The organism is Streptomyces hydrogenans (assembly GCF_014656075.1).
In the GTDB taxonomy this organism is placed as follows: domain Bacteria; phylum Actinomycetota; class Actinomycetes; order Streptomycetales; family Streptomycetaceae; genus Streptomyces; species Streptomyces hydrogenans.
In genome coordinates this window covers 1-12,538 of record NZ_BNBS01000090.1, presented here as the reverse complement: position 1 = coordinate 12,538, position 12,538 = coordinate 1, and the positions used below count along the sequence as shown (strand labels likewise).

The following is a 12,538-nucleotide window of genomic DNA, read 5'->3' as shown; positions in this document are numbered from 1 at the left end:
GCGAACCGCACTCTTGCGAGCCGCTCTCGCGACACGACAGGGACGTCGTACAGGAGGAAGCATGGCAAGAAAGACCGTGGCCGCTGCACTCGCCCTCGTGGCGGGTGCAGCCGCGGCCGTCACGGTGAACGCCCCGGCGCAGGCCACCCCGCCGGGCACGAAGGACGTCACCGCGGTGATGTTCGAATGGAACTTCGCCTCGGTGGCCCGTGAGTGCACCGACCGCCTCGGCCCCGCCGGCTACGGCTACGTCCAGGTCTCACCGCCCCAGGAGCACCTCCAGGGCGGCCAGTGGTGGACCTCGTACCAGCCCGTCAGCTACAAGATCGCCGGCCGTCTCGGCGACCGCACCGCCTTCAAGAACATGATCGACACCTGCCACGCCGCCGGCGTGAAGGTCGTCGCCGACTCGGTCATCAACCACATGGCCAACGGCTCCGGCACCGGAACGGGCGGGACCCCGTTCTCCAAGTACGACTACCCGGGCCTCTACTCCGGCTCCGACATGGACGACTGCCGGTCCGCGATCTCCAACTACCAGGACCGCGCCAACGTCCAGAACTGCGAACTGGTCCAGCTCCCCGACCTCGACACCGGCGAGGAGTACGTCCGCGGCAAGATAGCCGGCTACCTCAACGACCTCCTCTCGCTGGGCGTCGACGGCTTCCGCGTCGACGCCGCCAAGCACATGCCGGCCGCCGACCTCGCGAACATCAAGTCCCGGCTGACGAACCCGTCCGTCTTCTGGAAGATGGAGGCCATCCACGGCGCCGGCGAGGCCGTCTCCCCGAGCGAGTACCTCGGCAGCGGCGACGTCCAGGAGTTCCGCTACGCCCGCGACCTCAAGCGGGTCCTCCAGAACGAGAAGCTCGCCTACCTCAAGAACTTCGGCGAGTCCTGGGGCTACATGCCCTCCGGGCAGTCCGGCGTCTTCGTCGACAACCACGACACCGAGCGCGGCGGCGACACCCTGTCCTACAAGGACGGCGCCACCTACACCCTCGCCTCCGTCTTCATGCTGGCCTGGCCCTACGGCTCCCCGGACGTCCACTCCGGCTACGAGTGGACCGACAAGGACGCCGGCCCGCCCAACGGCGGCCAGGTGAACGCCTGTTACACCGACGGCTGGAAGTGCCAGCACGCCTGGCGCGAGATCTCCTCCATGGTCGCCTTCCGCAACACCACCCGCGGCGAGGCCGTCACCGGCTGGTGGGACAACGGCGGCAACGCGATCGCGTTCGGCCGCGGCGCCAAGGGCTACGTCGCCCTCAACCACGAGTCCTCCGCCCTGACCCGCACCTTCCAGACCTCCCTCCCGGCCGGCACCTACTGCGACGTGCAGTCGAACAACCCGGTCACCGTCGGCGCGAACGGCCAGTTCACCGCCACCCTGGGCTCCCACACCGCCCTCGCCCTCCACACGGGCGCCACGAACTGCGGCGGCGGCACCACCCCCACCACCCCGCCGACCACGCCCCCCGCCACCGCGGGCGCCTCCTTCAACGTCACCGCCACCACCGTGATGGGCCAGAACGTCTACGTGGTCGGCAACCGCGCCGAGCTGGGCAACTGGTCCCCGGCCGCCGCCCTCAAGCTCGACCCGGCCGCCTACCCCGTGTGGAAGCTGGCCGTGAACCTGCCCGCCGGAACGGCCTTCGAGTACAAGTACATCCGCAAGGACGGGGCCGGGAACGTCACCTGGGAGTCCGGCGCCAACCGCACCGCGACCGTCCCCGCCTCCGGCCAGGCCGTCCTGAACGACACCTTCCGCAGCTGAGCCCCGCCCTCCCCAGGGCCGCCCCCGCCGGGGGCGGCCCTCCCTTCCCGTACCTTCAGGGAGCCCTCGTGATCCGCAAGAGAGCGTGGGGCGCGTTCGCCGCCGCCCTGGTCGCCGGGCTGGAACTGGGCCTGCCCGCGACCGCCGCCCCCCGCCCGCCGGCCCCGTCGTCGGACCGGGCGCTGGCCGCCGACCCGGCCCGCCAGGACCTCACCCGCGAGCAGTTCTACTTCGTGCTGCCCGACCGGTTCGCCAACGGCGACACCTCCAACGACCGCGGCGGGCTCACCGGCAGCCGTACCGCCACCGGCTTCGACCCCACCGACAAGGGCTTCTACCAGGGCGGCGACCTCAAGGGCCTCACCCGGCGCCTCGACTACATCAAGGGCCTCGGCACCACCGCCATCTGGATGGCGCCGATCTTCAAGAACCGGCCCGTGCAGGGCGAGGGCAAGGACGCCTCGGCCGGCTACCACGGCTACTGGATCACCGACTTCACCCAGGTCGACCCGCACTTCGGCACCAACGACGACCTCAAGAAGCTCATCGCCGCCGCCCACGCCAAGGGCATGAAGGTCTTCTTCGACGTCATCACCAACCACACCGCCGACACCGTCGACTACGCCGAGAAGAAGTACGGCTACCGCCCCAAGGGCGCCTACCCGTACCTCGACGAGGACGGCCGCCCCTTCGACGACCGCCGGGCCGTCGGAAAGGTCGACGCCGACTCGTTCCCGTACACCCCCGTCGAGCGGACCGGCGACAAGGTCCCCGCCTGGCTCAACGACCCCACGATGTACCACAACCGGGGCGACTCCACCTGGCAGGGCGAGTCCGCCGAGTACGGCGACTTCGTCGGCCTCGACGACCTGTGGACCGAACGCCCCGAGGTCGTCGAGGGCATGAAGCGGATCTACGAGACGTGGGTCCGCGACTTCGACATCGACGGCTTCCGCATCGACACCGTCAAGCACGTCGACCTCGACTTCTGGACCCAGTGGGCCACCGCCCTCGACGCCTACGCCAAGAAGCGCGGCCGCGAGGACTTCTTCATGTTCGGCGAGGTCTACTCCGCCGACACCACCGTCACCGCCCCCTACGTCACCCGCGGCCGGCTCGACGCCACCCTCGACTTCCCCTTCCAGGACGCCGCCCGCGCCTTCGCCTCCCAGAGCGCCGGCGCCGACCGCCTGGCCCAGGTCTTCGGCGACGACTACCGCTACACCACCGACAAGGCCAACGCCTACGAGCAGGTCACCTTCCTCGGCAACCACGACATGGGCCGCTTCGGCACCTTCCTGAAGCAGGACAACCCGAACGCCTCCGACGCCGAACTCCTGCGCCGCGCCACCCTCGCCAACGAGCTGATGTTCCTCTCCCGGGGCAACCCGGTGATCTACTCCGGCGACGAGCAGGGCTTCACCGGCGCCGGCGGCGACAAGGACGCCCGCCAGCCGCTCTTCGCCACCGGCATCGCCGACTACCTCGACGACGACCAGCTCGGCACCGACCGCACCCACGCCTCCGACGCGTACGACACCGGCCACCCGGTCTACCGGTCGATCGCCGCCCTGTCGAAGCTCACCCGCGAGCACCCCGCCCTCCGCGACGGCGTCCAGCAGCAGCGCTACGCCGAGGGCTCCGTCTACGCCGCCTCCCGCACCGACGCGAAGCAGCGCGTCGAGTACCTGGTCGCCGCCAACAGCGCCACCGAGCCGAAGACCGTCACCGTCCCGGTCGAATCCGCCGCCTTCCGCGTCCTGTACGGGGGTCAGGGCGCCGTGACCGCGAAGGACGGCGCGGTCACCGTCACCGTCCCGGCCCTCTCCACCCTGGTCCTCAAGGCCGACGCGCCCCTCCCGGCCGTCACCGTGAAGCCCTCCGTCACCCTCGCCGCCCCCGCCGCCGGCTCCACCGGCACCGTCGAACTCACCGCCGACGTCGACGGCGGCGGCCTGAACAGGGTCGTCTTCGCCGCCCAGGTCGGCAACGGCCGCTGGCAGACCCTCGGCACCGCCGACCACGCCCCCTACAAGGTCACCCAGCACGTCACCGCCCCCGCCGGCACCGCCCTGCGCTACAAGGCCGTCGTCGTCGACGCCGCCGGACGCACCGCGAGCGCCACCGCCGCCACCACCGCCGGCGCGCCCCCGGCCCCGGAGAAGCCGGTCGCCGTCGAGCGCCCGTACGCGATCGTCCACTACCGGCGCGAGAACGGCGACTACGACGGCTGGACCCTCAAGGCCGCCGGCCAGGCCGTCGCCTTCACCGGCCGCGACGCCCACGGCGCCTTCGCCTGGGTCAAGGTCCCCGAGGGCGCCTCCTCCGTCGCCTACACCGTCGAGAAGGACGGCACCGCCGACGGCCCGCAGCGCACCGTCGCCCTCGGCCGCACCGGCGAGGTCTGGGTCACCCAGGGCCAGGACGGCCAGTCCGACACCGCCCCGGCCCCCGCCCCGCAGGACAGGACCAAGGCCGTCCTCCACTACCAGCGCGAGGACGGGAACTACGACGGCTGGGGCCTCCACCTGTGGACCGGCGCCGCCCAGCCCACCGACTGGTCCAAGCCCCTGCTGCCCACCCGGGTCGACGCCTACGGCGCCGTCTACGAGGTGCCGCTGGCCGAGGGCGCCACCTCGCTCTCGTACATCCTCCACAAGGGCGACCAGAAGGACCTCCCCACCGACCAGTCCCTCGACCTCGCCGCCACCGGCCACGAGGTCTGGCTCCTCGCCGGACAGCCGAAGCACCTCCTGCCGACCTCCGGCGGCGCCCCCGCCCTCGACCTGGCCAAGGCCGAGGCGCAGTGGATCGACCGGAACACCGTCGTCTGGAAGGTGAAGACCAACGACTCCACCAGCCAGCAGCTGGTGTACGCCCCCGAGGGCGGCATCACCGTCGCCGACGGCGCCCTCAGCGACGAGGGCCGGTGGCTCCGGCTGAACGCGGGCACCCTCACCGACGCCCAGAAGGCGAAGTTCCCCCACCTGAGGGACTACCCGGCCTTCACCGTCGACCCGCGCGACGCCGACCGCGTCCGCGCCTCCCTGCGCGGCCAGCTCATCGCCACCCAGCGGGCCGCCAACGGCGCCCTGCTCGCCGCCACCGGCGTGCAGACCGCCGGCGTCCTCGACGACCTCTACGCGGCGAAGGCCACCTCCAAGGCGCTCGGACCGGTCTTCCGGGACGGCCGGCCGACCCTCTCCGTCTGGGCGCCGACCGCGCAGTCCGTCGCCCTCGAACTCGACGGCCGGACCGTCCGCATGCGGCGCGACGACACCACCGGCGTCTGGTCGGCCACCGGCGACCGGTCCTGGACCGGCAAGCCGTACCGGTACGTCGTGAAGGTCTGGGCCCCCACCGTCCAGAAGGTCGTCGAGAACCGGGTCACCGACCCCTACTCGACCGCCCTCACCGCCGACTCCGCCCGCAGCCTCGTCGTCGACCTCGCCGACCCGAAGCTCGCCCCGGCCGGCTGGAAGACCCTGCGGAAGCCCGCCGCGGTGCCGCTGCGCGACGCGCAGATCCAGGAACTCCACGTCCGCGACTTCTCCGTCGCCGACCCCACCGCGAAGGCCGACCACCGCGGCACCTTCCTCGCCTTCACCGACAAGGACAGCAAGGGCTCGCGGCACCTCAAGGCCCTCGCCGACTCCGGCACCTCCTACGTCCACCTCCTCCCCGCCTTCGACATCGGCACCGTCCCCGAGAAGAAGTCCGGGCAGACCGAGCCCTCCTGCGACCTGAAGGTCTACGCCCCCGACTCCGAGGAGCAGCAGGCCTGCGTCACCGCCGCCGCGGCGAAGGACGCCTACAACTGGGGCTACGACCCGCTGCACTACACCGTCCCCGAGGGCTCCTACTCCACCGACCCGAACGGCACCCGCCGCACGGTCGAGTTCCGGCAGATGGTCCAGGCCCTCAACGGGCAGGGCCTGCGCACGGTCATGGACGTCGTCTACAACCACACCGTCGCCGCCGGACAGTCCGACAAGTCCGTCCTCGACCGGATCGTGCCCGGCTACTACCAGCGCCTCCAGGCCGACGGCTCCGTCGCCACCTCCACCTGCTGCGCCAACACCGCGCCCGAGAACGCCATGATGGGCAAGCTCGTCGTGGACTCGGTCGTCACCTGGGCCAGGCAGTACAAGGTCGACGGCTTCCGCTTCGACCTCATGGGCCACCACCCCAAGGAGAACATCCTCGCCGTCCGCAGGGCGCTCGACGCCCTCACCGTCGAGAAGGACGGCGTCGACGGCAAGGCGATCGTCCTCTACGGCGAGGGCTGGAACTTCGGCGAGATCGCCGACGACGCCCGCTTCGTCCAGGCCACCCAGAAGAACATGGCCGGCACCGGCGTCGCCACCTTCTCCGACCGGGCCCGCGACGCCGTCCGCGGCGGCGGCCCCTTCGACGAGGACCCCGGCGTCCAGGGCTTCGCCTCCGGCCTCTACACGGACCCCAACACCTCCACCGCCAACGGCACCCCGGCCGAGCAGAAGGCCCGCCTCCTGCACTACCAGGACCTCATCAAGGTCGGCCTGAGCGGCAACCTCGCCTCCTACACCTTCACCGACACCTCCGGGCGCACGGTCCGGGGCTCCGAGGTCGACTACAACGGCGCCCCGGCCGGCTACGCCGCCGCCCCCGGCGACGCCCTCGCCTACGCCGACGCCCACGACAACGAGACCCTCTACGACGCCCTCGCCTTCAAGCTGCCCGCCGGCACCTCCGCCGCCGACCGGGCCCGCATGCAGGTCCTCGCCATGGCCACGGCCACCCTCTCCCAGGGCCCGGCGCTCTCCCAGGCCGGCTCCGACCTGCTGCGCTCCAAGTCCCTCGACCGCAACTCCTACGACAGCGGCGACTGGTTCAACTCGATCCACTGGGACTGCCGCGACGGCAACGGCTTCGGCATCGGCCTCCCGCCGGCCGCCGACAACCAGGCCAAGTGGGGCTACGGCAAGCCGCTCCTCACCCGCCCGAACCTGACGCCGGGCTGCGCCGAGATCGACGGCGCCTCCGCCGCCTACCGGGACCTCCAGAAGATCCGCTCCACCGAGCCGGGCTTCTCCCTGGCCACGGCGGGCCGGGTGCAGTCGGCCCTCTCCTTCCCGCTCTCCGGCGAGAACGAGACCCCCGGCGTGATCACCATGCGCCTCGGCGACCTCGTGGTCGTCTTCAACGCGACCCCGCAGGAGCGGACGCAGCGGGTCGCCGCCCTGGCCGGGCAGGGCTACGGCCTCCACCCCGTCCAGGCGAACGGCTCCGACGCCGTCACCAGGTCCGCCTCGTACGAGGCCGGTTCGGGCACCTTCACGGTCCCGGCCCGCACGGTCGCCGTCTTCAAGGCCACCGGCTGACGGTCCTCCTCAGGGCACGGGCCCCGGTCGCCACTTGTGCGGCCGGGGCCCGCGCCGTAAAGCTGTGGCCCGACATCCCGTACCAGCAGGAGACACCGTCATGCCGCAGATCACCGTCGACTACTCCGCGCCCCTGGACCGGCGCGGCTTCGCGCTCGCCCTCCACCCGCTCGTGGCGGAGGCCGTCGGCGCACCGCTCTCCGGCTGCACGACCCGCTTCCGGGAGGTCGAGGAGACCGTCGTCGGCGACGGCACCGCCGACAGGGCCGTGGTCCACGTCGACATCGCCGTCCGCTTCGGCCAGACCGACGACGCCAAGCGCCGCCTCTCGAAGGCCGTGCTCGCCCTGCTGCCCCGCCACCTCAAGACGGCCGAGCGGGCGCGCCTCTCGGTCGAGATCCGCGACTTCGAGAACTCCTACCTCGCGGGCTGAGCCGGTACGGCGGCGGGGGCCAGCTCCAGCAGCCGGCCCACCAACTGCCCGAACGGCCCGTCCGCCGGCTCCTCGGCCATGATCGTCGCGAGCACCCGCGCCGCCTGCTCGTCGTAGACCGCGCTGACCGCCGTCAGGGCCGCGAAGTCGTGCACCAGCTTCTGCTCCAGCTCGGCGCGCGGCACCCGCCGCCCGTCCAGCCACAGCAGCGCCGTCGACTCCGCCAGCGACACCCAGGACCGCACGACCAGTTCGAGCCGCGGCGAGGGCTCCGTCACCCCGAGATGGGCCACGATCTGCTCGTACGCGGCCTGCCGCACCTCGTCGATCATCGCGTTGGTCGTCGACGAACCCACCGCGGGGCCGCCCCGCATCAACGCCGCGAAGCCCGGCCCGTGGTCGTCGACGAAGTCGAAGAACCGGCCCATCACCCGCAACAGCCGCGCCCCCAGCGGGCCCTGCGGCGGCTCCAGGAAGCGGGCCGCCAGCTCGTCGGCCGCGCGTCGCAGCGCCGCCTCGTACAGGCTCTGCTTGCCGGGGAAGTAGTGGTAGACCAGCGGCCGGGAGATGCCCGCGGCGGCGGCGATCTCGTCGATGGAGACCTCGTCGGGGGAGCGGCTGCTGAACAGTTCGAGGGCCACCCCGATCAGCTGCTGCTTGCGCTCCTCGACGCCCATCCTGCGCCGTACACCGGTCGTCATACGAACAGCCTATCGGGGTCCGTTACGCTCCTCGTCCATGAGCGACGAGCCCGCGGTGGCGACGGAGGAAGAGACCGGTCCGGCAGGGTCCGGGACGAAGAACGGCCGGGCGGCCGCCGAGGCGGAGAAGGGCGCGGACGGCGCGGCGGGCGCGGCCCGCGAGACCGGCCGTGAGGACGCCGACGAGGACACCGGTCCGGAGGGCCCGGAGGACGACGGCCCGGACGACGACGGCCCGGAGGACGACGGCGCGGAGGACGCCGAGGAGGACGCCGAGCCGGAGGACTCCGGGCGGAGCGGCGGCATGACGCCCAAGCAGGCGAGGCGGCTGCGCGTGGCGGCCGCCTCGGTCCTGCTGGTGGTGATGGGCGTGGTCCTGGTGATCCGGCTCGCGAGCCGGACCTCCGTCCTGGTCGTCGGCGTCTACGGCCTGGCGATGATCCTGTGCGGCGTCGTCATCGAGCTGGCCCGCAACGGCCGTACCCGGCTGGGCACCTGGCTGCTGGTGGGCGGCCTCGCGGCCGCCCTCGCCTTCGACTGGCTGATCCTGCCCTGACCCGGGCGGCTACAGGTCCAGGACGAGCTTCTTCCCGGCGCAGCGCGAGACGCAGATCAGCATCGAGTCCGCCCGCTCCGCGTCGGTGAGCAGCTCGTCCCGGTGGTCGACCTCGCCGTCCAGGACGGTCTGCCGGCAGGTGCCGCAGAAGCCCTGCGTGCACGAGTACATGAGACCCGGCACCTCCTCCCGCACGGCCGCCAGCACCGACTGGTCGGCGGCGACGGCCACCGTCCTTCCGGAGCGCCGCAGTTCGACCTCGAAGGCGGTGCCGTCGGCCGGGGCGAGCGCGGAGAAGCGCTCCAGGCGCGGGGTCCGGCCCTCCGGCATCGCGGCGGAGACGGCGTCCATCAGCCCGTCGGGGCCGCAGCAGTAGACGACCGTCTCGGCGGGCGTCCGTCCCAGGAAGGCCAGGTCCGGGTACCCGTCCTCGTCCTCGGCGACCACGGTCACGCGGTCCCCGCCGAGCCGTACGAGCTCCGCCAGGTACGGCATGGTGGCGCGGGAGCGCCCGCAGTAGACCAGCCGCCAGTCCGCGCCGGCCGCCTCGGCCGCCCGGACCATCGGCAGGACCGGGGTGATCCCGATGCCGCCGGCGACGAAGACGTACGAGGGGGAGTCGACCAGCGGGAAGCGGTTGCGGGGGCCCCGGACCTCGATCTCGACGCCCTCGTGGAGCTGTTCGTGCACCTCGCGCGAGCCGCCCCGGCCGCCCCGGTCCTCCTCGACGAGCCGGGCCGCGATCCGGTAGACGTCGGCCTGGCCCGGGTCGCCGCAGAGCGAGTACTGCCGGACCTGGCCGGAGGGGAGCACGAGGTCGAGGTGGGCGCCCGGCTCCCAGGACGGCAGCCGCTCGCCCTCCAGGCGCAGTTCGACGACGCCCTCGGCGGGGACGGCCCGGCCGGTGACGAGCACCCGGCGGGGGACGGTCGCCCCGCGCCCGTAGCCGGAGACCGGCGTCTCCAGGGACGGCAACGGCCACAGCGGGGCGCTGGTCATCCGGGAGCGGACCGCCCGGCGGACCAGGAGCGCGGCGCCGGCCACCAGGGCGACGGTGGTGAAGCGGGGCATCAGCGGCCTCCGTTGGCGCCGGGGGAGGAGGCGAGGTAGGCGAGGGCCTGCGCGGTGTCGCCCTCCTGGGAGGGGTGGTAGGCGCGGCTGAGGTAGCGGGGTATCGAGCGCAGCACGGCCGGGGTGGCGGGCAGCACGCCCTCGCGGCCCTTGCGGTAGAAGTCCGCCCAGGACGCCTTGGGGTCGAGCAGGCTGGGGTCGTTCTCCAGGAAGAAGCGGACCCCGCGCTGCCAGAGGAAGACCAGCGCGCCGAAGGCGAGCGCCCAGGTGCGGGCGCGGCGCCGGTAGCCGCCGTCGAGGTGCATGAACAGCTCGAAGGCCACCGACCGGTGCTCGACCTCCTCGGCGCCGTGCCAGCGCAGCAGGTCCATCATCATCGGGTCGGCACCGCGTCGGTCCAGCTCCTCGGCGTTGAGGATCCAGTCGCCGAGGAAGGCGGTGTAGTGCTCGATCGCGGCGATCAGCGCGACCCGTTCCATCAGCCACCAGCGGCGCGGGCGGCCGGGCGGCAGCGTCCGGTCGCCGAGCAGCTTCTCGAAGAACCAGTCGACCTGCGCGGTGTAGGGCGTCGGGTCGAGGCCCTGCGCGCGCAGGTGCGGCAGGACGTCGTCGTGCGCCTGCGAGTGCACGGCCTCCTGGCCGATGAAGCCGATGACGTCCTCGCGCAGCCGGTCGTCGGTGATGTACGGCAGCGCCTGCTGGTAGACGTGCACGAACCAGCGCTCGCCGGCCGGGAGCAGGAGGTGCAGCACGTTGATCGTGTGCGTGGTGAAGGGGTCGCCGGGAACCCAGTGGAGCGGGGTCTCCTGCCAGTCGAAGGCGACCTTGCGGGCCTTGAGCTCGACGTGTTCCGACGCCACCGGTGCAGGCTGCGTATTAGACATGCCGTCAATGTACTGAGGAGTAAGCACGGGCGACAGAGCCGTGCACGGCCTTTTTCGGCCCGGGGCCCAGCCGGTACCCGCCCCCGGCCCGGACCTGACCACCCGGCCTCGACCCCGGTCGGTACCCGCCCCCGGCCCAGACCTGACCACCCCGCCTCGGCCCCGGCCTGTCCACCCGACCCCGGCGCCCTGGCCACTCGACCCCGACCCCGACGCCCTGCCCCCCGGCCCCGGACCCGGCCCCGGCCCCCCGCCCCCGGCCGGCCCGGCTGTCCGGCCCGGCTCCGGCTCACGCCCGGACCGCCCCCGGCCCCGCCCGTTCAGCGCAGGGCGGGCATCCGGCGGCCGTCCTCCAGGGTGGCGCTCAGTTCCGCGCGGGCCCCCGCCGCCGCCTTCGCGGCCAGCACCGGACCCTCGGCGCGGGCCGCCACCCCGCCCTTCACCTCCACCGACGCCACGTCCGGGCCGCCCGCCGCCAGCACGTACCAGCCGCCGCCGGGCGCCTGCCACAGCGCCCCGGCCAGCACCCTCGGCTCGCGCACCCCGCACGCGGGCGCGTCCTGCGCGCGGGCGGCGATCGCGGCCGGCGCCTTCCGGCCCGGCGGCAGGAACTGCGCGAGGACCCGGGTGCCGGTGCCCCGCCAGGTCTCCGCCCGGGTGCACACCCAGGCCGCCCGCCCGGCGCCCTCCGGCAGCGTCTGCCGGGCGAACCGCCAGGACCGCACCGATCGCACCCCCTGCCCGAGGACCGTCGTCAACTGGCAGGCCGTCCGCGACCAGCTCTCCCGCGCCTCGCGGCCGGTGGCGTCCACGGGCCTGCCGGGGGGACCCCACAGCAGCCGGGCGGGCAGCAGCTCGCCGAGGTCGCCGAGCAGCCGGCCGCCGGAACCGTCCGCCACCTGGAGGGTGTTCCACCGCGCGCACTCCTTCGCGAGCGCCGGGGAGGGCACGGCGTCGGTGACCCCGCGGCCGTCCCGCCCCAGCGTCCACGGCTCCTTGCCGGGCATCAGCAGGTCCCGCACGGAGGTGCCGGTCACCCACGGGGCGGTCAGGTAGCGCACGTTGCCCGCCGCCCGCGTCACGACGACCGCCGCGGCCTCCGGGCCCTCCGCGCCGTCGGTCCGCGCGAAGTCCAGCGCGGCGCCCGCGCTCCCCTCCACCGGCTCGGCGTACCGCACGATCCGCAGCCCGTCGTGGAAGAGCACCACCCGCGCCGCGTCCACCCGCCCCGCGAAGAGCAGTTGGGGCGGGCCCATCGGCGGCCCGACCGGTGTCCCCGGCGTCGCCGACGACTCCACCGCCCCGCCCGGCCGCGCCCACACGGCGAGCGCCCGCCGCAGCAGCGGCGCGTCCCCGGCCAGCTCGCCGCGCGCGGGCCACACCGAGAAGTCCCGCCGTACGGCCCCGGGCCAGACGGCCGCGGCGACCCGCTTGACCTTCGCCGGGTCGAGGGCGGCCTCGGCGGCGGGGTTCCGGGCGTAACTCGGCGCCGCAGCACCGTTTCTGCCCCAGCCGTCCCCCGGTAGCCCGAGCAGCGCCCCGCACACCAGCAGCGCCACCACGCCCACCAGGACGGCCCGCCCGTGCTGCCGCCGCCGCAGCAGGTCCCCGGGCCGCGCCTGGAGGGTGCACGGATCGAACTCCGCCGACTCGAGCAGCGAGGCCCCGCTGAGCCGGGGCCCGGCCGGGGGAGCGGCGGGAGCGAGGGGCGGGCCGGGGGCGGCGGCCGGCCCCGGAGCGGCCGGGGCGCGGC

General features: G+C 73.6%; 7 protein-coding genes and 1 pseudogene. 4 read left to right on the top strand and 4 right to left on the bottom strand.

The window, feature by feature from the left end; all coding sequences use genetic code 11:
• Positions 1-61: 61 nt before the first annotated feature.
• The 3 genes from IE321_RS29570 (at position 62) to IE321_RS29560 (ending at position 7,573) form a co-directional block, all read left to right on the top strand.
• Positions 62-1,777: a carbohydrate-binding module family 20 domain-containing protein gene (locus tag IE321_RS29570; protein ID WP_190225153.1), complete on the top strand. Its 1,716-nt coding sequence runs from the start codon at positions 62-64 to the stop codon at positions 1,775-1,777.
• 68 nt (positions 1,778-1,845) lie between these two features.
• Positions 1,846-7,140, top strand: coding sequence for a pullulanase-type alpha-1,6-glucosidase (gene pulA, locus IE321_RS29565; protein ID WP_190225152.1), 5,295 nt, complete (start codon positions 1,846-1,848; stop codon positions 7,138-7,140).
• A gap of 100 nt (positions 7,141-7,240) precedes the next feature.
• Positions 7,241-7,573 carry a 5-carboxymethyl-2-hydroxymuconate Delta-isomerase gene (locus IE321_RS29560; RefSeq protein WP_043229069.1) on the top strand — a complete coding sequence of 111 codons (333 nt, stop codon included), beginning with the start codon at positions 7,241-7,243 and terminating at the stop codon, positions 7,571-7,573.
• Here IE321_RS29560 and IE321_RS29555 read toward each other — a convergent pair.
• Complete coding sequence (locus IE321_RS29555; protein WP_190225151.1) at positions 7,558-8,274, bottom strand: TetR/AcrR family transcriptional regulator; 717 nt, start codon at positions 8,272-8,274, stop codon at positions 7,558-7,560. The two genes, IE321_RS29560 and IE321_RS29555, sit on opposite strands and share 16 nt — an antisense overlap.
• Before the next feature lie 37 nt (positions 8,275-8,311).
• On the opposite strand from IE321_RS29555, the gene IE321_RS42270 reads away from it, so the two are divergent.
• Complete coding sequence (locus tag IE321_RS42270) at positions 8,312-8,830, top strand: hypothetical protein (RefSeq protein ID WP_226651672.1); 519 nt, start codon at positions 8,312-8,314, stop codon at positions 8,828-8,830.
• Between the two features lie 9 nt (positions 8,831-8,839).
• Here the strand turns inward: IE321_RS42270 and IE321_RS29545 are convergent, their stop codons facing one another.
• The 3 genes and pseudogenes from IE321_RS29545 to IE321_RS29535 all read right to left on the bottom strand — a co-directional run.
• On the bottom strand, positions 8,840-9,901 hold the full coding sequence (locus IE321_RS29545; RefSeq protein ID WP_190225150.1) for a PDR/VanB family oxidoreductase: 1,062 nt from the start codon (positions 9,899-9,901) through the stop codon (positions 8,840-8,842).
• The gene (locus IE321_RS29540; RefSeq protein ID WP_043229075.1) at positions 9,901-10,785 is read right to left on the bottom strand and encodes a metal-dependent hydrolase; all 885 of its coding nucleotides are present in this window, start codon (positions 10,783-10,785) and stop codon (positions 9,901-9,903) included. The genes IE321_RS29545 and IE321_RS29540 overlap by 1 nt, the downstream gene beginning before the upstream one ends.
• 320 nt (positions 10,786-11,105) lie before the next feature.
• Positions 11,106-12,538: pseudogene (locus IE321_RS29535) on the bottom strand (hypothetical protein); the annotation flags it as partial.

Bases quoted from the DNA above. Each gene is read 5' to 3' on its own strand.
- IE321_RS29540 (WP_043229075.1), bottom strand. From the start codon at position 10,785: ATGTCTAATACGCAGCCTGCACCGGTGGCGTCGGAACACGTCGAGCTC.
- IE321_RS29555 (WP_190225151.1), bottom strand. From the start codon at position 8,274: ATGACGACCGGTGTACGGCGCAGGATGGGCGTCGAGGAGCGCAAGCAG.
- IE321_RS42270 (WP_226651672.1), top strand. From the start codon at position 8,312: ATGAGCGACGAGCCCGCGGTGGCGACGGAGGAAGAGACCGGTCCGGCA.
- IE321_RS29570 (WP_190225153.1), top strand. From the start codon at position 62: ATGGCAAGAAAGACCGTGGCCGCTGCACTCGCCCTCGTGGCGGGTGCA.
- IE321_RS29560 (WP_043229069.1), top strand. From the start codon at position 7,241: ATGCCGCAGATCACCGTCGACTACTCCGCGCCCCTGGACCGGCGCGGC.
- IE321_RS29545 (WP_190225150.1), bottom strand. From the start codon at position 9,901: ATGCCCCGCTTCACCACCGTCGCCCTGGTGGCCGGCGCCGCGCTCCTG.